At 63.7% G+C, this 20,936-nt stretch carries 16 protein-coding genes; 7 read left to right on the plus strand and 9 right to left on the minus strand.

The features are described from left to right. Nucleotides 1-758 (minus strand): LPS export ABC transporter permease LptF (lptF, locus tag VM94_RS28865; RefSeq protein WP_046682711.1); only part of this gene is annotated, 758 nt, incomplete at its 3' end. Nucleotides 759-825: 67 nt separating this feature from the next. On the opposite strand from lptF, the gene VM94_RS05545 reads away from it, so the two are divergent. After that, nucleotides 826-2,319, plus strand: coding sequence for a leucyl aminopeptidase (locus tag VM94_RS05545; RefSeq protein ID WP_046682572.1), 1,494 nt, complete (start codon nt 826-828; stop codon nt 2,317-2,319). Nucleotides 2,320-2,418: 99 nt separating this feature from the next. Here VM94_RS05545 and VM94_RS05550 read toward each other — a convergent pair whose 3' ends face one another. Genes VM94_RS05550 through VM94_RS05565 form a run of 4 tightly spaced genes read right to left on the minus strand, consistent with a single transcriptional unit; the run spans nt 2,419 to nt 4,032 of the window. After that, on the minus strand, nt 2,419-2,940 hold the full coding sequence (locus VM94_RS05550; RefSeq protein WP_185982106.1) for a hypothetical protein: 522 nt from the start codon (nt 2,938-2,940) through the stop codon (nt 2,419-2,421). Nucleotides 2,941-2,957: 17 nt separating this feature from the next. After that, nucleotides 2,958-3,428: a CreA family protein gene (locus tag VM94_RS05555; protein ID WP_046682573.1), complete on the minus strand. Its 471-nt coding sequence runs from the start codon at nt 3,426-3,428 to the stop codon at nt 2,958-2,960. Nucleotides 3,429-3,461: 33 nt separating this feature from the next. Further along, nucleotides 3,462-3,650, minus strand: a complete 189-nt coding sequence (locus VM94_RS05560; RefSeq protein WP_034751545.1) for a DUF1653 domain-containing protein — start codon at nt 3,648-3,650, stop codon at nt 3,462-3,464. Nucleotides 3,651-3,660: 10 nt separating this feature from the next. Continuing rightward, nucleotides 3,661-4,032: a hypothetical protein gene (locus VM94_RS05565; RefSeq protein WP_034751548.1), complete on the minus strand. Its 372-nt coding sequence runs from the start codon at nt 4,030-4,032 to the stop codon at nt 3,661-3,663. A 569-nt stretch (nt 4,033-4,601) separates the two neighbouring features. On the opposite strand from VM94_RS05565, the gene xth reads away from it, so the two are divergent. After that, complete coding sequence (gene xth / locus VM94_RS05570) at nt 4,602-5,366, plus strand: exodeoxyribonuclease III (RefSeq protein ID WP_046682574.1); 765 nt, start codon at nt 4,602-4,604, stop codon at nt 5,364-5,366. On the opposite strand, the gene VM94_RS05575 is transcribed toward xth, so the two are convergent. After that, nucleotides 5,363-9,022, minus strand: a complete 3,660-nt coding sequence (locus tag VM94_RS05575; RefSeq protein WP_046682690.1) for a sensor domain-containing protein — start codon at nt 9,020-9,022, stop codon at nt 5,363-5,365. The two genes, xth and VM94_RS05575, sit on opposite strands and share 4 nt — an antisense overlap. A gap of 211 nt (nt 9,023-9,233) precedes the next feature. Between VM94_RS05575 and prpR the strand changes: the two genes are divergently transcribed. From prpR to VM94_RS05600, 5 genes are all read left to right on the plus strand, one after another. Then, a complete protein-coding gene (gene prpR / locus VM94_RS05580) occupies nt 9,234-10,880 on the plus strand; it encodes a propionate catabolism operon regulatory protein PrpR (RefSeq protein WP_046682575.1) in 1,647 nt (548 codons plus the stop codon). A 24-nt stretch (nt 10,881-10,904) separates the two neighbouring features. Continuing rightward, nucleotides 10,905-11,831, plus strand: a complete 927-nt coding sequence (locus VM94_RS05585; RefSeq protein ID WP_046682576.1) for a phytanoyl-CoA dioxygenase family protein — start codon at nt 10,905-10,907, stop codon at nt 11,829-11,831. A gap of 90 nt (nt 11,832-11,921) precedes the next feature. Continuing rightward, entirely contained in the window at nt 11,922-12,794 is an 873-nt protein-coding gene (locus tag VM94_RS05590; protein ID WP_046682577.1) for an alpha/beta fold hydrolase, read from the plus strand. 3 nt (nt 12,795-12,797) lie between these two features. Further along, nucleotides 12,798-13,856, plus strand: coding sequence for a sensor histidine kinase (locus VM94_RS05595; protein ID WP_235432851.1), 1,059 nt, complete (start codon nt 12,798-12,800; stop codon nt 13,854-13,856). After that, nucleotides 13,853-14,572, plus strand: a complete 720-nt coding sequence (locus VM94_RS05600) for a LytR/AlgR family response regulator transcription factor (RefSeq protein ID WP_046682578.1) — start codon at nt 13,853-13,855, stop codon at nt 14,570-14,572. The genes VM94_RS05595 and VM94_RS05600 overlap by 4 nt, the downstream gene beginning before the upstream one ends. A 5-nt stretch (nt 14,573-14,577) precedes the next feature. Here VM94_RS05600 and VM94_RS05605 read toward each other — a convergent pair whose 3' ends face one another. From VM94_RS05605 to clpS, 3 genes are all read right to left on the minus strand, one after another. Continuing rightward, entirely contained in the window at nt 14,578-17,919 is a 3,342-nt protein-coding gene (locus VM94_RS05605) for a S41 family peptidase (protein ID WP_046682692.1), read from the minus strand. Nucleotides 17,920-18,089: 170 nt separating this feature from the next. Continuing rightward, on the minus strand, nt 18,090-20,390 hold the full coding sequence (clpA, locus tag VM94_RS05610; protein ID WP_034751575.1) for an ATP-dependent Clp protease ATP-binding subunit ClpA: 2,301 nt from the start codon (nt 20,388-20,390) through the stop codon (nt 18,090-18,092). Continuing rightward, entirely contained in the window at nt 20,387-20,689 is a 303-nt protein-coding gene (gene clpS, locus VM94_RS05615; RefSeq protein ID WP_034751577.1) for an ATP-dependent Clp protease adapter ClpS, read from the minus strand. Before clpS ends, clpA begins: the two co-directional genes overlap by 4 nt. Nucleotides 20,690-20,936: the final 247 nt, after the last annotated feature.

The raw sequence follows: 20,936 nt of genomic DNA on the forward strand, positions 1-20,936 counted from the left end.
ATGGTGCTCATCGCGCGCACGCCCAGTTCCGCGCCCAGTTCCTGCTGCTTGCTCTCGATGCGCATAATGTACTGTTCGAATTCCATGGTCTGGAAGTCCGCCTGCGTCGGCACGCCCTGGTAGCGGCGGCCGCTCTTGAGCACCAGGAAGCGTTCGCCCGTGGCGTCGGTATTGATCACGCCTTCCCTGGCGACAACGACGACGGCGCTGCCTTTTTCATCGACGGTATTGACGAAGACGTTCTGCACCACATTCTTTTCGCCGCTGACGCCCTCGACGAAGAAGATGCGGTTGCTGCCGGCCGATTCGCGGAACTGGCCTGGCGTGACTTTCTGCAGGTCTTCGCGCTTTTCAAAGCGCGCCACATATTCATCGCTTTTCTTTTGCGCCCACGGCGTGGCGTACAGGCTCAGGACGCCGGTGGCCAGCACCAGCGGCAGACCGAAGCTGAGCACGGGCCAGATCCAGCGCGACAGGCTCAGGCCCGAGGCGAACCACACCACCATCTCCGATTCCTTGTAGCTGCGGGTGACGACCATCAGCACCGAAATGAATCCGGTGAGGATGATGATGGTGGGCAGCTGCATCAGGGCGGAAAAAACCATCAGGGACATGACGTCGGCCGACGCGATCTTGCCGCCCGCCGCCTTGCCGAGAATACCGATCAGCATCCAGGTGAGCAGGATGCTGAACAAAACTGTGAAGGTGGCCCCGGCAGCACTAGCCAATTCACGTCGAAGGGCGCGTTGAAAGATCATTCGGAGTTTATAATTCGGGTCAGTTAGTTGAGTAACACGTTACTAGTAAATGAAAACGGAGAACCAAATGGACTTTAGCATAAAAGCATTCGATACCAAGAGCACCCTCGGCACGGCCAAAAGCGGATGCATCGCGGTTGCGGTATTCGAAAACAAAAAACTGTCGCCAGCGGCAAAATCGCTGGACAGCAAGGGTGCGATTTCGGCTGCGCTGAAGTCCGGCGACATCAGCGGCAAGCCTGGCAGCACCTTGCTGCTGCGCGCGGTCGATGGCGTCGCCGCCGAACGTGTTCTGCTGGTAGGCATGGGCAGCGATGACACTGTCAGCGAAAAAAGCTTCGCAACCGGCGTACAAGCCGCACTGAAGGCCTTCGGCTCGCTGGGCGCTGCGGACGCCATTATCGCATTACCGCTGGCTGAAGTGAAAGAGCGCGACGTAAATTGGGCAATCCGTTGCGTGGTGCAAGCCGCCCACGACAGCGAATACCGCAGCGACTCGCAAAAAAGCAAAAAAGATCCGGCGCCAGCAGGCGTGCGCAAGATCGTCCTGGCAGCGCCAGCGACAAGCGCCACGCGCGGCGCGCTGGCCCAAGCCATCGCCATCGCCAACGGCTCCGACCTGACGCGCAACCTGGGCGATCTGCCCGCGAACGTCGCCAACCCGACCTATCTGGCCAACACGGCCAAGCAGCTGGCCAAGGATTACAAGTTCGAAGTCGAAGTACTGGACCGCAAACAACTCGAAGCGCTGAAGATGGGCAGCTTCCTGTCCGTCACCAACGGCAGCGAGCAGCCGCCGAAATTCATCGTCCTGAAGCACATGGGCGGCAAGGCCAAGGATGCGCCAGTCGTCCTGGTCGGCAAGGGCATCACCTTCGACACGGGCGGCATTTCGATCAAGGCCGGTCCTGGCATGGATGAAATGAAGTACGACATGTGCGGCGCCGCCTCGGTGCTGGGCACCTTCCGCGCCATCGGCGAAATGAACCTGAAGCTGAACGTCATCGGCGTCATCGCCGCATGCGAAAACATGCCGTCGGGCCGCGCCACCAAGCCGGGCGACATCGTCACCTCCATGAACGGCCTGACCATCGAAGTGCTGAACACGGACGCCGAAGGCCGTCTGGTGCTGTGCGACGCGCTGACCTACGCCGAACGCTTCAAGCCGGCAGCCGTGGTCGATATCGCCACCCTGACGGGCGCTTGCGTCGTCGCCCTGGGCCACCACAACAGCGGCCTGTTTACGCGCAGCGATGCGGCGCATGACCAGCTGGCCAATGAATTGCTGGCAGCGGGCAAGCAGTCGAGCGACACGGCATGGCGCATGCCGATCGAAGAGGCGTACAACGAGCAGTTGAAATCGAACTTCGCCGACCTGGCCAACATCGGCACGCCAGGCGGCGGCGCGGTGACGGCAGCGGCCTTCCTGGAAAACTTCACCAAGAAGTACACCTGGGCGCATCTGGACATCGCCGGCACGGCATGGAAATCGGGCGGCGCAAAAGGCGCAACCGGCCGTCCAGTGCCACTCTTGACCACGTTCCTGATCAACCGCGTGTAAGTTGACGCCTGCCGGTGGCGCTGCGCCACCGGCAGCGCGAGGCACAAAAAAGCCGCCACGGTCACTGACCTGGCGGCTTTTTCATGTGTGGCGTATTAATCAGTAGACGACGGGATTGGGCAAGGGCGATGGCGCCACCTTGGGCTGCACCACCGTTTCCGGCAAGGCCGGGGCTGGCGGTTTCACGGCGACGGGCGCGGGCGGCGGCGCCAGGCGCGCGGGGTCCTGCATGACGATGGTCAGGATCGACGGGTAGTCAAAGCCGGCGCCCGTGTTGCGATCGACGAAATAACCGACGCCCAGGGTCAGGATGACATTGCCCCAGACGCTGCCATTGAGCTTGGGGTCGATGTGGTCGTCCGTCGCGATGGCCGGTGAACCATGCTTGCGGCAGTCGACCCTCAACGGTTCCTGGCTCTTGCGGATGGTGATGCGTCCGGGCGTGGTGACGAACCACTTGCCCACGTCGTTGCTGAGGATGCAGCCGGCGCCCGTCAGCTCGCGGTTGTCCTGGATGGTTTGCACCAGCACCATCTGCTCGGTGTTGCCCGTCAGGGTGGCGCAGCCGCCCAGGCCAAACAGCAGCAGCGTCCTGGCGGCAAGGGCTGCAGACGATGGCATGCGCATGGGATGCTCGCTTAACGGACGGGAATCGGCTGGTCGCCGGGCACGGCGACGGCGGTGACGCTGTTTTTCGGACTGCCGTCGATCAGGCGGTCGGAATACACGAGGTAGACGAGCGCATTGCGCTTGCTGTCGACCATGCGCACGACGCGCACGTGCTTGAAGAAGATCGAGGCACGCTCGGTGAACACTTCTTCCTGGCGCGGCAGCTTGCCCTTGAATTGCAGCGGCCCCACCTGGCGGCAGGCCACGGCCGCATCGGCCTTGTCTTCGGCCAGGCCGACGGCGCCCTTGATGCCGCCCGTCTTGGCGCGCGACAGATAGCAGCTCACGCCAGCGACGCGGGGATCGTCATACGCTTCGACGACGATCTTGTGGTCAGGGCCGATCAATTTGAACACCGTGTCGACGGAGCCGATGGTTTCGGCATGCGCCGCGGCGCAGGCAAAACCCAGCACCAAAGCGGCAGGCAGCAATTTATGCATGAAGAAAATCCCGGGCACGCACGCAGGCGGCCATCAGTTGATGGGAGCGAAACGCTGGACCATGACGCCTTCGACTTCGATCAGTTGAAAAAACACGTCTTTCGGCCGGGTCCAGATGGAACCGTCCTCGGCGCGATAGACGATCATCGGCGTCAGATCCGCTTCCAGCGTGGCTTCGCACACCAGTTCGTAAATGCCGCCCTTGTAGTGCCGATAACGCATCGCCGTCCCCTCAAGCCGTTGAATCTTCGCTCTTGTCGTCGGCCAGCGCCTTCTGCTTTTGCTTCAGGCCCTGGATCACTTTCAGTATGCCTTCCATGCCGGCCGCGCCATCGGCGCCGCTGAAGGCGTCGAGCACTTCATTGAGCACCTTGTTGCGCACGGTCGCTTCATCGGAGGACATTTCCAGCGCGCGCTGGGCTTTCGCCGCCTTTTCGGCCGCGCTCACGCGCGGCTTGGCAGCCGTCTTGCCATGCGTCAGAGCAGCCTGCCAGATAACCCAGCGGCGCTGGGTCTCGAAAATCAGGTACTCATCCGGTTTGTCTTCTCTTCGCCGCACAATGTGGCCGTCACGCTGCGCCCACGCTTCAAATGCAGTTCGCATTTTCTTCCTTTGCAAATGCTACGCGCAAGTCTCACTATTAAAACTGCAACATTTCAAAATAGTACCATCTATTGATCTCGCAAAACAGTCTCATAGATACAGTACTGCAATTTATATAACAAGTCTGGCGGCGCCAGAGACGGAATTGACGCTCCGCCCCCGGCACAGTGGTCATGTAATCGGAATAGCAATTACAACTAATTACAACTGCTTCCTGTTCGGTTCCTAACTTGGCTGTAACAAAGCTGTATGACACAGTTGTTACATTGTGCCATTTTAGTAGTTTTTATCGCGTTTTAGCGAGAAACTTTACACCTTTGTCGCGTCAAACGGCAAGACGCAGCCCGCCACGCCAGCCACTTATGCCAAATCAAACATAGGGGTTGATCAATGATACACAAAAACATAATATTCATGCGCCACGATTGGTTAAATACAAATACTTTATTGGCACCCCTTTTTCGCTGCCAGTCAATAAAGCCATGCCCGGCAAGCGGGGCCGGACGCCATCGGCACGCATGCGGTAAGATTCGCGCCTATCGCCACCTATTCAAGCAAGGATTTTTCCCATGAAACTCGCCACCTGGAATGTCAACTCGCTCAAAGTGCGCCTGCCGCAAGTGCTGCAGTGGCTGACCGACAACCCGGTCGACATACTGTGCTTGCAAGAAACCAAGCTCACGGATGACAAGTTCCCCGTCGCCGAGATCGAGGCGGCCGGCTACCAGGTAGTCTTCAGCGGCCAGAAGACGTACAACGGCGTGGCCATCCTGTCGAAGCTGCCGATCACCGACGTGGTCAAGAACAATCCCCGCTATGAAGATGCGCAGCAACGCATCCTGGCCGCAACCATCGGCGGCGTGCGCGTCGTCTGCGCCTATGTGCCGAACGGCCAGAGCGTCGACTCGGACAAATACGAATACAAGCTGGGCTGGCTGTCCACCCTGCACGACTGGCTGGCCGAAGAAGCGCTGCAGCATCCGCAGCTGGCCGTCGTCGGCGACTACAATATCGCCCCCGACGACCGCGACGTGCACGATCCTGTCGCCTGGGCCGGCCAGGTGCTGGTTTCGGACAAGGAACGCGCCGCCTTGCAGCGCCTGTTCGACATCGGCCTGACGGACGCCTTCCGCCTGTTCGAACAGGCGGACAAATCGTTCAGCTGGTGGGATTATCGTCAGTTGGGCTTCCGCCTGAACAAGGGCCTGCGCATCGATCACATCCTGCTCTCGCCCGCCCTGGCCGGCCGCTGCAAGGCCTGCGTGATCGACCGCGTGCCCCGCAAGTGGGAACAGCCGTCCGACCATGCACCGGTGGTCGCAACGATCGACTAAGCAGGCAAGCGTTCCAGCAGCGATTGCGCATTGGCGGCGGGTACGGGCGCGGAAAACAGGTAGCCCTGCGCATAGCGGCAGCCGTTCGCCTGCAACAGGGCGAACTGTTCTTCCGTTTCCACCCCCTCTGCCACGGCCGACAATTGCAGGCTGTCGGCCAGCGCGATGATGGCCGCCACGATGGCGCGGTCTTCCGCGCTGTGCTCGAGGTCCTTGATGAAGGCGCGGTCGATCTTGACCTTCTTCACGGGGAAGCGCTTCAGGTAGGCCAGGCTGGAATAGCCGGTGCCGAAATCGTCGATCGACAGGCGCAGGCCCATGCCATTGATCTGCCGCAGAATCTCCAGCGTATGCTCGCCGTGCTGCATCAGCGCCGTCTCGGTGATCTCGAATTCCAGCAGCGCCGGATCGATGCCCGTTTCCCGCACCACGGTGCCGATGGCCGCCACCAGGCCCTTGTGCATGAACTGGCGCGGCGACAGGTTCACCGCCAGCGGCACGGGCTGCAAGCCCTGGCGCCGCCAGGCCATGCTTTGCTCGCAGGCCTGGCGCATCACCCACTCGCCCACCGGCACGATCAAGCCGTTTTCCTCCATGATGGGAATGAAGCGGTCCGGCAGCACCAGGCCTTGGCCGGGACGGCGCCAGCGCAGCAGCACTTCCATGCCGTGCAGGCGGCGCGTGGCGATATCGATAATCGGCTGGTAAACCAGTTCGAACTGCTGCAGCGCCAGCGCCGTGCGCAAGCTGCTTTCCAGATCAAAATGCAGGGCCGCCGCCTGGTTCATCGTCTGCGTGAAGAACTGGTAGTTGTTGCGGCCATTGCCCTTGGCGTGGTACATGGCCGCATCCGCATGGCGCATCAGGGCGTCGACGTCGCCGCCATCGTCCGGGTACACGCAGATGCCGATCGATGGCGTCACGTGCAGCACATGGCCGTCGAGCGGAAAGGCGGGCGTGAGCGCCTCGATGATCTTCTCTGCCACGCGCGCCGCTTCCTCGCCGCCGCGGATGCCCGGCACCAGCACGACGAATTCGTCGCCGCCCAGGCGCGCCACCGTATCGCTGGCGCGCACGGCGCCGCACAGCCGGGCGGCCACTTCCTTGAGCAGCAAATCGCCCGTCATGTGGCCCAGCGAATCGTTGATCGTCTTGAAGCGATCGAGATCGATGAACATCACGGCCAGCTTGCGCCCGGAACGCTGCGACGCCAGCATGGCCCGTTCCAGCCGGTCCGACAGTAGCGCGCGGTTCGGCAAGCCCGTCAGGTTGTCGTGATAGGCCATGTGGTGCACGCGCGCCTCGGCCTGGCGCCGCTCGGCGATCTCGCCCTGCAGCAGCAGGTTGGCGCCGGCCAGTTCGGCCGTGCGCTCCTGCACGCGCAATTCCAGTTCGTCGCGCGCGCGGCGCACCGCCTCGGCCGCCTCGCGGCGCGCCGTCACGTCGTCGACCAGCCACACGGAGCGGCCATGCGCATGCGCCAGGTCGAACGGCCGGCCGGACAGCCGCGCCCAGAAGCGGCTGCCATCCTTGCGCACCAGCTGGTATTCCGACATGTGCACGCGCCCCGCCTCGAAATCGCGCGCCGTCTCGCCGCGCGCCACCTTCCACGCGGCCACGTCCGGATACAGGGCCTGCACGGACAGGCCGTTGATCTCGCCCGGGCCATAGCCGAACAGTTCTTCCATCTTGCTGTTGGCGCGCAAATTATGGCCGCCCTCTATCACCGAGATGCCCAGCACGGCGCTGTCGAGGATGGCCTGGTTTTCCAGCAGCGCGTTGCGCAAGGATTCTTCGGCGCGCTTGGCTTCCGTGCGGTCCTCGATGATCCAGATTGTGCCGGCGGCCGGGTCGTCCGGATTGACGACATAGGCGATCAGCTGCGCCCACAAGGTCGTGCCGTCGCGGCGCATCATCTCCACTTCCGTCTGGAACGGCTTGGCCACCGACAGGAAGGGAAAGGCCGCCGCGCCCAGTAAATCGTAGGACTGCTGCGACACGTACAGCGCGCGCCCGGGCAAGCCCAGCGCCTCGTCGCCGCTATAGCCAAACATGGCGGCAAAGCCCAGGTTGTAGCGCGTGATCTGGCGGTTCTTGGTGTACAGGATGCTGACAGAGGCATTCGTCATGATGGCCGCCACCTCCATCTGCGCCTGGCGGCTAGCCGTAATGTCTTCAAGGATCCAGATGGCGCCTTGCTCGCTGTGCGTCTGGTCGACAGCCTTGGCGCGGATGCGGCACCAGAACAGGCTGCCGTCGCGGCGGCGGAACAGCGACTCGTCCTGCTCGTACGGCAAGCCCTGCCCCAGCAGCGGCGTGGCTTGCACGCCAAAGTGCTCGTAGGCGGCGGGCGAGGGAAACAGCTCGGCGGCGGGCAAGCCCTTCATCTCTTCCTGCGCATAGCCGAACATTTCGGCGAAGCGGGGATTGCAGCGCAGGATCAGGCGCGAACGGGAAAACAGGATGCCGACGGAGGCATTGTCGAGGATGGCCTGCTGCTCGAGCATCAGCTGGCGCGTCGCCTCCTCGGCCGCCTTCTGCGCGCTGCGGTCGTCGAACAGCCAGATCGTGTCGCGCAGCGCGCGGTCGGACTGGCTCTCGGGATTGAGCACATAGCCATACGCCAGGGCCCAGAACGTGGAGCCGTCGCGGCGGCGCATCTCCATCTCTCCCTGGAACGGCAGGCCACGCCGCAGCAGGGGCGCGGCTTGCCGCACGACGCTCTCGTACGCCGCGCGCGACGGATACAGGTCGGCGACGGCCAGGCCCACGCCGTTGTCGCCATCGAAGCCGAAGCATTCGGCGAAGCGCCGGTTGTAGCGCAGCACGCCCTTGTCGCGCTGGAAGCCGATGGCCAGCGGCGCATTGTCCATCACGGCCTGCATTTCCAGCATGGCGCGGCGCAGCTGGTCTTCATCGCGCCGGTGGTCGCTGATATCTTCGATGATCCAGACCGTACCGTCATGCGTATTGAGGGGATCGACGGCGCGCCCGTGCAAACGGCTCCAGAACAAAGTGCCGTCCTGGCGCCGCAATTCCAGCTCCGTGCGGTATGGCTTGCCCTTCGAGAGCAGCGGCGCCGCTTCCAGTCCCAGGGCGCGGCAATGCTCGGCGGAGCGGTACAACACTGCGCCCGGCATGCCCGTCAGCTGGTGGCGCGCATAGCCGAACATCTCGGCGGCGCGGATATTGCACTCCTCGATAAAGCCACCCTTGGAAAAGATGATGCCGACGGCCGCGCTTTCCAGGATGGCCTGCTGCTCCAGCATGGTCTTGCGCAAGGCTTGCTGGTCGCGCTGCTGCACGCGGATGTCGGCAAACACGAGGGTCGCACCCGGCAAGCCGTCGTCCACCAGCAGCGGCCTCGACCATACCTGCACGGCGATCGCGCCCGATACCCCTTGCAGGCTGCTGTCCCACTGCCGCTCGCGCCCGGCCGCACCGAGCGCGCCGCGCAGCATGCTCGTGCTCGACGCGCGGTAGGCGTCCGTAAAACAGTCGGCCAGCAGCCGGCCCGCGATATCCGTGCCCAGCAAGGCGTGCAAGGCGCCATTCGCCGCCACCACCATGCCGCAGGCATCGCAGGCGCAGGCCGGCAAGGCGATCAGCTGCAAGGCATCGGCGATGAAATCGGGACTGGTCGGTACGCGGTTCATGGACACCATGGGACGGTTAAGGACGAGATAAACATGTGCCTGGGCAAATATTCCTCCAAGCATCATGGTGCTGTCAGATCATAAACCAGTTTCCACGGGTTTTTTCATATTCCTTATTGGCAATATTTGAAACGCCACAGACCACTTGCAACGCGCCTGTTGCAGCGCCGTTGCATGGCAAGAAATTGAAACAAATCGTTTAGAATAAAGCATGCGCCGCCCTCCCCAACCTCCGCTCGACCACCGCGACAAACCCGTCATCTGGACCGTCTCCGTCTCGCGGTTGTTCGACCTGTTCCGCGACATCACGCTCGAATACGACGATCTGGCGACGATCGAACCGATCAACCTGGGCTTCGACGACGCCGTGCGCCACATCCGCGAACGCATGGCCACCGAGCGCTGCGACGCCGTCATCGCGGCCGGCTCCAACGGCGCCTACCTGAAAGGCCGGCTGTCGGTACCCGTCATCATCGCCAAGGCCAGCGGCTACGACGTGATGCAGGCGCTGGCGCGCGCGCGGCGCATCTCGCCGCACATCGGCGTCGTCACCTACCAGGACCCGATGCCGGAACTGGCGGAATTTGCCGCCACCTTCGGCTTCCAGATCGCGCAGCGCACCTACGCCACCGAGGAAGACGCGCGCGCGCAGATCAATGAACTGAAGGCGGCCGGCGTGAAAGCCGTCGTCGGCGCGGGCCTCGTCACCGACCTGGCCGAGGAAGCGGGACTGGCCGCTGTCTTCGTGTATTCGGCCACGGCCATCCGGCGCGCCTTCGACGACGCGCTGGAACTGGCGCGCCTGACGCAGATCGAATCGACGCGGGGACGCCGCGCGGTGGTGGCCGACACTCTGCGCGCGCGCCACGGCTTGCACGATTTGCGCGGCGAATCGGAAGCGATGGAAGCGCTGCGCCAGTCGGTGGTGCTGTATGCGCGCTCGCCGGCGACGGTGCTGATCCAGGGCGAAACGGGGAGCGGCAAGGAACTGGTGGCGCAGGCCATCCACCGCGAAAGCCCGCGCAGCCTGGGCGCGAACCGGCCCTTCATCGCCATCAATTGCGGCGCCATCGCCGAGTCTCTGCTGGAGTCGGAACTGTTCGGCCACGAGGACGGGGCCTTCACGGGCGCGCGCCGGGGCGGCCATGCAGGCCTGTTCGAAGCGGCCAACCACGGTACCCTGTTCCTCGACGAAATCGGCGAAATGCCGCTGGCCCTGCAAACGCGCCTGCTGCGCGTGCTGGAAGAGCGCGAAGTGGTGCGCGTGGGCGGCACGCGCCCCATCGCCATCAATGTGCGCATCATCAGCGCCACGCACTGCGACCTGGAGCAACGCATCCGCGAAGGCCGCTTCCGTGCCGACCTGTTCTACCGCCTGGCCGTGCTGCGCCTGCATTTGCCCGCCTTGCGCGAACGCGCCAGCGACATACCCGGCCTGGCCGAATGGTCGCTGAAAAACGCGCTGGCCGCGCTGGGCGCCCGTCCGCACCCCAACCTGCACGCGGAAATCCAGGCTTGCGCGCCGCTGCTGCGCCGCTACGACTGGCCCGGCAACGTGCGCGAACTGCGCAACCTGGCCGAGCGCCTGGCCCTGTTCCTGGCTGCCGAACCGCTGCAGGCGCTGACACCCGCCTTCGTGCTGGGCGTGGCGCCGGAACTGGCCAGCGCTGCAAGCGCGGCAGCACTGCCGCCGGCACTACAGCCGGCGCCGGCAGCCGCAGCTGTCACTTCCGCGACGCGCCTGGAAGAAGAAAGCGCCAGCGCCGTGCTGGCGCGCTTCGGCGGGCGCCGCGACGCCGCCGCCCATTACCTCGGCATCAGCCGCACCACCCTGTGGCGCCGCCTGCGCACCGGCTGATTTTTCAACCATTCCCAGCACACCATGAACGACTGGCCCCACTTGCACGACTTATGGCAACGCTGCACGGGACACGCTGACGCAAACGGCAACCAGGGACTGGCGCGCGACCACCGGGACATCAAGGCACTGTATGCGCGCGGCATTTCCATGGAAGACGCCATGCAGTTCCTGTTCCAGCAACGCCCTTCCCTGGAAGCCTTCCAGGCGTGGCTGGCTGGCCGCACGCGCGTGCGTCCGGCGCACGCCGCCAGCGCGCACCAGGACGTGCTGTCCGCCGCCGAGTTGCGCCATTTCGAGGAGCACGGCTACCTGGTGCTGCGCGGCGCCGTGCCGCGTACGCAGTGCCTCGCCGCACAAACGGCGATCTGGGACTACCTGGGCGCCAGCCCCCATGATGCGGCATCGTGGTACCAGCCGCACCCGGGCAAGCGGGGCCTGATGCTGCAGTTTTCCGACCATCCGGCCCTCGAGGAAAACCGCCACAGCACGCACATACGCCACGCCTTCCAACAACTGTACGGTACCGGTACCGGCATCTACGCCAGCATCGACAAGGTGAGCTTCAATCCGCCCGAAACACCGCAGCACCGCTTCCTTGGCAGCGCCCTGCACTGGGACGTCAGCCTGCAACAGCCGGTTCCGTTCAAGCTGCAAGGCATGCTGTACCTGAGCGACTGTCCCGCGCAGCATGGCGCCTTTCACTGCGTGCCCGGCTTCCAGCATCGCATGGCCGGCTGGCTGGAGCAAGTGCCGCCGGGCCGCCAGCCGCGCGAATGGGCCATCGACAATTTGCGGCCCGTGCCCGTCGACGGCATGGCCGGCGATTTCATCATCTGGCACCAGGCCCTGCCCCATTGCGCCACGCCCAACCGCGGCCCGGCGCCGCGCATGGTGCAGTACCTGACCTACCTTCCCGACCATTGCCAGGACCAGGATGTGTGGATCTGAACCGCTCATCCCGCCCTGCCGCCGTTCATCCCGCGGCGCTGGCGGCCGCATGCCCGCGCCGCTAGCATCGTCGTCAAGGAGGAACACATCATGATGAAACGAACGATGCAAAAACTGCTTTTACTCGGCCCCTTGCTGGCGGGCGCCAGCCAGGCCGCCGCGCCTGCGGCCTTCACGGTCGACGTCACGGGCCAGGGCCGCCCGTTGATCCTGATTCCCGGCCTGGCGTCGTCGGGCGAAGTCTGGCAAGGCACGGTGGCGCGCCTGTGCGGTCCGCAAACCGCGCGCCAATGCCACGTGCTGACCCTGGCCGGCTTTGCCGGCGTGGCGCCCATCGCAGGCGACCTGCTGGCGCAAGCCGAGCAGCAGCTGGCCGACTACATCGTGGCGAAAAAACTGGGCCAGCCGGCCATCATCGGGCATAGCCTGGGCGGTTTCCTGGCCCTGAAATTGGCCATCGACCATCCGCAGCAGACGGGCAAGCTGCTGATCGTCGATTCGCTGCCGGCGCTGGGTGCGGCACAGCTGCCATCGAGCACGCCGGAACAACTGCAAGCCATGTCAAGCCAGATGCAAGCGGCCATGCGGACCCAGGATGCGGCCAGCGCCATCACGAGCCAGCGCCGCACGGTAAGCGGCATGGCCAGCGCGCCGGCCGATGTGGAACGCATCATCGGCTGGGGCCAGCGCTCGGACCGCGAAACGGTGATCAAGACCATGGGCACCTTGATTGCCAGCGACCTGCGCCAGGACGTGGCGAAAATAAAATCGCCAACCCTGGTGCTGGGCACCTGGATCGCCTACAAGGATTACGCGCCGCGCGCCGCCATCGAAGCGACCTTCCAGCAGCAGTATGCACAGCTGCCCGGCGTGCAGATCGCGCTGGCCGACACGGCGCGCCACTTCATCATGTACGACCAGCCGGACTGGATGGTTGCACGCATCGAACAGTTCCTGGACTAGGCGGTGAACCTGCCCGTGCACCGGCCGCCGCTGCTGGCCAGGATCAACTGGTACTGGACCTTCCAGCTGGCTGGCTGGGGCGCGCTCGCCCTGTTCAACAGCGTATATGGCGGCTCCTCGCAGCTGCGCATCGTCGTGGCGATTGCCTGCTGGGGCTCGCTGGGCGGGCTGCTGCTGTCGCACCTGTGGCATGGCGTCCTGCAGCGGCGCGGCTGGGTGGCGAACGGCATGCGCTGGACGCGCGTGCTGCCATCATTATTGCTGTTGGCCGCCATCCAGACGGCCAGCGTGACGGCCGCCTTCCACCTCATGTATCCACCCGATGTGCTGCGCGGCCTGGCCTGGCTGCCTGGTGCGCTGCTATTCTGGTTCGGGGTATTTTTGACCTGGACGGTATTTTACTTTACCGCGCTGTCGCTGCGCCGCGCCGCCCACCTGGAAGCGGAAACCCTGCGCCTGCAGCTGCATGGGCGGGAGGCGGAACTGCGTGCCTTGCAGGCGCAAGTCAATCCGCATTTCTTCTTCAACAGCCTCAATAGCGTGCGCGCGCTGATCTTCGAAGACCGCGACGCGGCCGCGCACATGATCGACCAGCTGGCCAAGCTGATGCGCCACGCGCTGCAGTCGGGCCAGCACGCCACCGTATCACTGTCGGCCGAACTGGACGCCGTGCGCGCCTACCTGGTCATCGAACAAATACGCTTCGAGGAACGCCTGCGCGTCAGCTTCGTGATCGAGATCAGCACACCCGCCCTGGAACACGTGCGCGTGCCGCCCATGGCCGTGCAAACGCTGGTGGAAAACGCCGTCAAATATGGAGTGGAAGCGAGCGCCGATGGCGGCGACATCCGCATCGCGGCGCAGCGCGGCACTGGCGTGGACATGCTGCGGATCGAGGTGGCCAATACGGGCCAGCTGCGCGGCGCGTCCGGCTCCACCGGCATCGGCTTGCGCAATGCGCGCCAGCGCTTGCAGCTGGCCTGCGGCGAGCGCGCCAGCCTGGCCTTGCGCCAGGAAGCGGGCTGGGTGTACGCCACCATCGACTTGCCGGAGCAGGCATGAACGGAGCGCCGCTCAAGGTCATGCTGGTCGATGACGAGCGCCTGGCGCGCGCCGAGCTGCGCCGGCTGCTGGCGCCGCATGTGCAGTGCGGCGCGGTGGAGATCGTGGGCGAGGCGGCCAGCTCAGCCGACGCCGTCGCGCAGATCGGCAAGCTGCACCCCGACCTGCTGCTGCTCGACGTGCAGATGCCGGGCGGCTCCGGCTTCGACCTGCTGGCCGCGCTCGATGAGGCGCCCGACGTCATCTTTTGCACGGCCTTCGACCAGTACGCGCTGCAGGCGTTCGAGGTGAGCGCCCTCGACTACCTGCAAAAACCCGTGCAGGCGGCGCGCCTGGCCACGGCGCTGGCGCGCGCCGGCGCGCGGGCGCAAGCCGTGCCGCCGCCCGCGCCGCGCAAGGTCTTCATCAAGGACGGGGAACGCTGCTGGTTCGTGGCGTTTGACGATATCCGCCTGCTGGAATCGGAAGGCAACTACACGCGCGTGGATTTCGAAGAACAGCGTCCGCTGATGCTGCGCACCCTGAACCAGCTGGAAGAAAAGCTCGACCCCGCCCAGTTCCTGCGCGCCAACCGGCGCCAGATCGTCAACCTGGCGCAGGTGGCGCGGCTGGCGCCGAACGCGGCCGATGGCCTGGCCCTGCACCTGCTGGATGGCAGCGTGGTCGAGGTATCGCGCCGCCGCACGCAACACTTCAAGGCCGCCTACGGCCTGTAGCGGGACTACTTCAGCGCGGGGATCGGCTGCGCCTGGAAGGCGGGGCGCGGCTGCTCCTTGAGCTTTTTCGCCAGCATGTCGAGCGCCACTTCCAACTGGCGGTCGGCGCCGTTGAAGGTGGCGTGCGGCGGATTTTCCACCTCCACGTCCGGTACTACGCCCACGCCTTCGATCAGCCACTGGCCATCGATGCCGAACTGGCCGTTTTCCGCCACGCGCGCCATGCCGTTGTCGGCCAGGCGCGTATTGTCGCTGAGCCAGACGCCGGCGCCGGCCGTGCGCTTGCCCACCAGCGGCGCCAGTTTCAATGCCTTGATGCCGGCGGCGAAGGTCTCGCCATCGGAATACGTGAGTTCATCGACCAGCACCACCAGGTGGCCGCGGAAAGTGTTCTGCATGTTCGACGACGGCTGCACACCCGGAGGCGCCCAGTAGGCCCAGGCCTTGCGCAGCAGTTTTTCAATGATCCAGCTGTCGATATTGCCGCCGTTATTGCGCCGCACGTCGATGATCAAGCCTTCGCGGTTGATGTTGGCGTAAAAATCGCGCGCGAACGAGGCGATGTCATTGGCGCCCATGGCGCGCAGGTGGAGGTAGCCGATGCGCCCCTGCGAGGCGGCGGCCACTTGCTCGGCGCGGCTCAGCTCCCAGTCGCCATAGCGCAGCGCCGTCTGTTTCGCCATGTTGACGGGCGTGACGATGACCGCGCGCGGCGCGCCTTTGCCACGTTTGACTTGCAGCAGCACCTGCTTGTCGGCCTGGTTCAACAGCAGGTCGCTGATGTCGCGTGCAGCCAGCACGTCCTTGCCGTTGACGGCCGTGATCACGTCGCCCGCCTTCACATCCACTTCGGGGCGCGACAGCGGTGCGCGCGCCGAGGGCAATTCCGCTTCGCTGCGGTAGACATGCTCGACCCGGTAGCCCTCGCTGGTGCGCGCCAGCACGGCGCCCAGGCCGGCCGGCGTGCCCTCCTGCTCCGTGCGGCGCAGTTCGCCGGGGCGTATCTGCGAATGCAGGGCGCCCACTTCGGCCACCATCATGCCCAGCACGTCATTGAGTTCGGCCCGGTCCGTGACCCGCTCGACCAGCGGCGCATATTTGTCGCGCGCCGCCTTCCAGTTCACGCCCCGCATCTTCGCGTCGTACAGGAAGTCGCGGTGCAGGCGCCAGGCGTCGTTGAACATCTGCTTCCATTCCAGGCGTGGATTCGACACGAACGTCCAGTCATCGACCTTGACCTTGGCTTTCGACAGGTCGGCCGGCAGCTTGGCGCCGGCCTCGATCACCAGCATCTCGCCAGGGCCGGTGGCCGTGGCCGTGCGGTAGTACAAATGTTTTTTATCCTGCGCCAGGTCGAATTCGCGCACATTGGCCACCAGCAATTCCGGCTTCGAGCCGGTATTGCCAATCGCTAAGGTCTTCAGGCTGGACTTGTTCTCGCCGCTATCGCGCTCGAGGAAATACAGGCGCTTGTCGTCGGCGGCCAGCGCGCTGTAGTTGCCCGCCGCCAGCGGCACTTCATACAGGCGCTCGGCCAGGCCCTGGCTGACGATGGCCGGCAAGGCGGCCGGCACCTTTTTCACGGCCGACTTGCCGCCGGCCTTTTCCAATGCCTTTTCCGCCGCCTGTTCGGCCGCCTTTTCATCGTCCGTCTCGGCCGGCTTGACGCCAGGACGGCTCAGCTCATCGTCGGGCTGGAACGGGAAGCGGTTGCCCGGCTGCAGCGCCAGCGCATACACGCCGATGCGCTTGTCGAACACGGGCCCCATGTTGCGGTCGCCCCACGGCGAGCCGTTGGCCAGCTGGAAATTGCGCGCCGACAGGAAGTACAACCACTTGCCGTCGGGCGAAAACACGGGCGAACCGGACGTGTAGCGGTCGCTGGTGACGAATTGCAGCTGTTTCGATGCGAGGTTGTACAGGCCGATCTGCTCGCGCTGCTCGTTGCTGGCCACGCGCACGATGGCCAGGTTGCGGCTGTCAGACGACCATTGCACTTCGTCGTGCTTGTCCACGCCCGCCTTGCCCGCATCATCGATCAGCTGGTTGCCCCTGGTTGCCAGGTCCAGCAGCCAGAAGCGGCCCTTCTTGTCCGTGTGGGCCAGCCAGCGCCCGTCCGGCGACGGATACAGTTTCCAGCGGTGGTTATCGCCCTGCGTCGTCAGCTGCTCGCCCTTGCCCGAGCCATCGGCGGCGTATTTCCAGATTTCATTCTCGCCGCTCGTGTCGACGATGGCGAAGACGGATTTCTCGTCGCTGGAAAAAACGGCGTCGCGCGCCCGCGCCCCGTCGGGAATGGCAATGTCGACCCTGCGCAGACTACCCGTGCCGGCGATGCTGACCTTGCCGCGCGCCGTGAGGATGATGCGCTCATCCTTGCCGGAGAGCTGCACATTGGAGAGGGTGTCGAGCGGTGAACGGATCTGGCGCGCGCGCTGCTGGTCGAAGTCGGATACGAGATTGATCGGCAATGACGACGAGTCCGTGCCTGCCGCCAGGTCCAGCACCTGCAGGTCCGCGCCCAATTGATACACGATCTTGCCATCGCCCAGCTGCGCATTGCGCACGTCCCACTGCGTGTGGGTTGTCAAGGCACGGCGGTCGGAGCCGTCGGGCAGCATGCTCCACACATTGTCGCTGCCGCCCGCGTCGCTGATGTAATACACGCGGCCCTGCCACCACATGGGGCGCTTGTTGTTGCCCGCCAACACGGCAGGCTCCGCATGCATGCGCACGGCCTCGCCCTTGCCATCGAGCTCATAGCGCCACAGGGTGGCATGCGCGCCGCCCCGGTAATTGCGCACATTGTCGTTGGTCATGGCCAGGCCGAAACGCGTGAAGAACAGCGTCTTGCCCGCGTCGTCGAGCACGGCGTCGTTGGCGTCGGCCACGGGAAATACGCGCCGCGTCTGCTTCACGGGATCGATGGCGGCGACGATGCGGCGCGAAGCGGGACCATCCGTATTTTGCGTGCTGACCAGCACTTCGCCCTGCGCCGTCCAGCCCAGCACCAGCACGCCGCCATTGTCATACGAAATGCGGCGCGGCAAGCCGCCCGCCAGCGGCATCACGTAGGCTTCCTGCGCGCCTTCATAGGCGGCGGAAAAGGCCAGCCACTGGCCATCGCGCGAAATCGCCGCATTCGTCTCATAGCCGGGATGCGTGGTCAGGCGCTGCGCCGCTCCACCGCGCAGATTGCTTTTCCACAAATCGCCTTCGGCCGTGAAGACGACGGTATCGCCGCGTACGGCGGGAAAGCGGAAATAGCTGCCGGCAGGCGCGGCAGCAGCGTCAGCCAGCAGGCCGGCGGACAACAGAAGCAAGGCAAGAGTGCGGGAAATTTTCATGTAGGCATCCAGATAGCGGTCAGGGCGATGAGGCGGCATGGACATCATGTCGATACCGGACAGCAATTCTGGCATAACTACGACCAAAGAAAACCTTCTTTATTGCCCACAAAGACGTAAAAAAACCCGCGCCACTTGCGTGGGCGGGTTTTTCGTTGACGGCAGGAAGTTTATTCGACTTCCACCGTTTCCGGCGCAGCCGTCGGCGCCGCGTCCGGCGGTTCCGGGAATTCCAGCAAGACCTGGTCCTTGTCGTCGAGGTCGACCGTGACACGTCCACCGGTGACCAGGCGGCCGAACAGCAGCTCGTCGGCCAGGGCCTTGCGGATCATGTCCTGGATCAAGCGCGCCATCGGCCGGGCGCCCATCAGCGGATCGAAACCTTTCTTGCCCAGGAAAGCACGCAGCTTCTCGGTAAACACGGCTTCGACCTTTTTCTCGTGCAACTGCTCTTCCAGCTGCATGAGGAACTTGTCGACCACGCGCAGGATAATTTCCTGGTCCAGCGCGCGGAAGCTGATGGTCGCGTCGATACGGTTGCGGAACTCCGGCGTAAACATGCGCTTGATGTCGGCCATCTCGTCGCCAGCCTGCTTCGAGTTGGTGAAGCCGATCGACGTCTTTTGCAAGCTTTCCGCGCCCGCATTGGTCGTCATGATGATGATCACGTTGCGGAAATCGGCTTTGCGGCCATTGTTGTCCGTCAAGGTGCCATGATCCATCACTTGCAGCAGGATATTGAAAATGTCCGGATGGGCTTTTTCAATTTCATCGAGCAGCAAGACCGCATGCGGCTTCTTGGTGATCGCTTCCGTCAACAAGCCGCCCTGGTCGAAACCAACGTAGCCCGGCGGCGCGCCGATCAGACGGCTGACGGCGTGGCGCTCCATGTATTCCGACATGTCGAAACGGATCAGCTCGATACCGAGGATAAAGGCCAATTGCTTGGCCACTTCGGTCTTGCCAACGCCGGTCGGACCGGAGAACAGGAAGGAGCCGATCGGCTTGTCCGTCTTGCCCAGGCCGGCACGGGCCATCTTGATGGCCGAAGCCAGCGCGTCGATGGCGGGATCTTGCCCGAACACGACATTGCGCAAGTCGCGGTCGATCGTCTGCAGCTTGCTGCGGTCGTCCTGGTTGACCGTTTGCGGCGGAATGCGCGCGATCTTGGCGATAATGTCCTCGATCTCGGCCTTGCCGATGGTTTTCTTTTGCTTCGACTTCGGCAAGATGCGCTGCGCCGCGCCCGCTTCATCGATGACGTCGATCGCCTTGTCGGGCAAATGGCGGTCGTTGATGAAGCGCGCCGCCAGTTCGGCCGCCGTTGACAGGGCCGAGGCCGAGTATTTCACGCCATGGTGCTCTTCGAAGCGCGATTTCAATCCGCGCAAGATTTGCACGGTTTGCTCGACGGTCGGCTCGTTGACGTCCACTTTCTGGAAGCGGCGGCTCAAGGCATGGTCTTTCTCGAACACGCCGCGGAATTCCGTGTACGTGGTCGCGCCGATGCACTTCAACTGGCCGTTGGCCAGTGCCGGTTTCAGCAGGTTGGACGCGTCCAGGGTGCCGCCCGACGCCGAGCCCGCACCGATGATGGTGTGGATCTCGTCGATGAACAGGATGCCGTTCGGATTGTCCTTCAACTGTTTCAGCACGGCTTTCAGGCGCTGTTCGAAGTCGCCGCGGTATTTGGTGCCGGCCAGCAAGGCGCCCATGTCCAGCGAATACACGACGGCATTCTGCAGGATTTCCGGCACATCGCTTTGCGTGATGCGATAAGCCAGGCCTTCGGCGATGGCCGTCTTGCCCACGCCCGCCTCGCCGACGAGCAGCGGATTGTTCTTGCGGCGGCGGCACAGGATCTGGATCACGCGGTCGACTTCTTCCTCGCGGCCGATCAGCGGATCGATCTTGCCTTCGGCAGCGGCCTTGTTCAGGTTTTGCGTGAACTGGTCGAGCGGGCTTTCCTTCGGCTGGCCATCGACAGGCGCTTCTTCCACGCCTTCGGAGGCTTTCGCGCTTTCCGTCGACTGGTCCTTGCGCACGCCGTGCGAAATGAAATTGACCACGTCCAGGCGCGTTACGCCCTGCTGGTGCAGGTAGTAAACAGCATGCGAATCCTTTTCGCCGAAGATGGCCACGAGCACATTGGCCCCCGTGACTTCCTTCTTGCCGTTCGAGGCGGACTGGACGTGCATGATGGCGCGCTGGATCACGCGCTGGAAACCAAGCGTCGGCTGGGTGTCGACTTCGCCCGTGCCAGGCACGGTCGGCGTGTTATCGCCGATGAAATTGGTGAGGGTCTTGCGCAGGTCTTCTATATTGACCGCGCAGGCACGCAACACCTCGGCAGCGGAGGGATTGTCCAGCAGTGCCAGCAGTAAATGCTCAACCGTGATGAATTCGTGCCGTGCCTGCCGAGCTTCGACAAACGCCATGTGCAAACTTACTTCTAATTCCTGCGCAATCATACTTCCTCCATCACGCACTGCAGGGGATGCCCCGCCTTGCGCGCATGCGTTAAAACGAACTCCACTTTGGTACACGCTATATCTTTAGAGAACACGCCGCACACTCCTTTGCCGTAGCGATGAACACTGAGCATGATTTGCGTCGCCGTTTCACGGTCCTTGTTGAAATACTCCTGAATGATGGCCACCACGAATTCCATCGGGGTGTAGTCGTCATTGAGCAAGGCCACCTGGTAGAGCGGTGGCGGCTTCAACACTTGCCGCTCCAGCAGGGTTTCTGTGTCGTGCTTGGTTGCCATACGCTTATTCTAATGCTTTCACAGTGGTTGTCATGCGCAATATCTACGCCTTTCCAATTGTTTTCAATCTTACGCGTTTTCTTAATAGTGCGCAGATGGCGACCTTGCCGTCAAAATCAAGAGTTGCTTTTTTGGTTGTCGTGAAGAATTTGGCAATATCGATGGAAAAGCGCTTGACTTCATTATTTATTCCGCCAACAATGCTGTATCGACTGTTGCAGTAATGTACAGCTTGATAAGAAGTGAG

It is taken from the genome of Janthinobacterium sp. KBS0711, from assembly GCF_000988085.1.
Taxonomy (GTDB): Bacteria; Pseudomonadota; Gammaproteobacteria; order Burkholderiales; family Burkholderiaceae_D; genus Janthinobacterium; species Janthinobacterium lividum_E.

What these genes read in the sequence shown, in the direction of transcription:
- VM94_RS05575 (WP_046682690.1), bottom strand. Translation starts at nt 9,022, where the DNA reads ATGAACCGCGTACCGACCAGTCCCGATTTCATCGCCGATGCCTTGCAG.
- VM94_RS05590 (WP_046682577.1), top strand. Translation starts at nt 11,922, where the DNA reads ATGATGAAACGAACGATGCAAAAACTGCTTTTACTCGGCCCCTTGCTG.
- VM94_RS05605 (WP_046682692.1), bottom strand. Translation starts at nt 17,919, where the DNA reads ATGAAAATTTCCCGCACTCTTGCCTTGCTTCTGTTGTCCGCCGGCCTG.
- VM94_RS05550 (WP_185982106.1), bottom strand. Translation starts at nt 2,940, where the DNA reads ATGCCATCGTCTGCAGCCCTTGCCGCCAGGACGCTGCTGCTGTTTGGC.
- VM94_RS05560 (WP_034751545.1), bottom strand. Translation starts at nt 3,650, where the DNA reads ATGCGTTATCGGCACTACAAGGGCGGCATTTACGAACTGGTGTGCGAA.
- clpS (WP_034751577.1), bottom strand. Translation starts at nt 20,689, where the DNA reads ATGGCAACCAAGCACGACACAGAAACCCTGCTGGAGCGGCAAGTGTTG.
- VM94_RS05545 (WP_046682572.1), top strand. Translation starts at nt 826, where the DNA reads ATGGACTTTAGCATAAAAGCATTCGATACCAAGAGCACCCTCGGCACG.
- VM94_RS05565 (WP_034751548.1), bottom strand. Translation starts at nt 4,032, where the DNA reads ATGCGAACTGCATTTGAAGCGTGGGCGCAGCGTGACGGCCACATTGTG.
- prpR (WP_046682575.1), top strand. Translation starts at nt 9,234, where the DNA reads ATGCGCCGCCCTCCCCAACCTCCGCTCGACCACCGCGACAAACCCGTC.
- xth (WP_046682574.1), top strand. Translation starts at nt 4,602, where the DNA reads ATGAAACTCGCCACCTGGAATGTCAACTCGCTCAAAGTGCGCCTGCCG.
- clpA (WP_034751575.1), bottom strand. Translation starts at nt 20,390, where the DNA reads ATGATTGCGCAGGAATTAGAAGTAAGTTTGCACATGGCGTTTGTCGAA.
- VM94_RS05585 (WP_046682576.1), top strand. Translation starts at nt 10,905, where the DNA reads ATGAACGACTGGCCCCACTTGCACGACTTATGGCAACGCTGCACGGGA.
- VM94_RS05555 (WP_046682573.1), bottom strand. Translation starts at nt 3,428, where the DNA reads ATGCATAAATTGCTGCCTGCCGCTTTGGTGCTGGGTTTTGCCTGCGCC.
- VM94_RS05600 (WP_046682578.1), top strand. Translation starts at nt 13,853, where the DNA reads ATGAACGGAGCGCCGCTCAAGGTCATGCTGGTCGATGACGAGCGCCTG.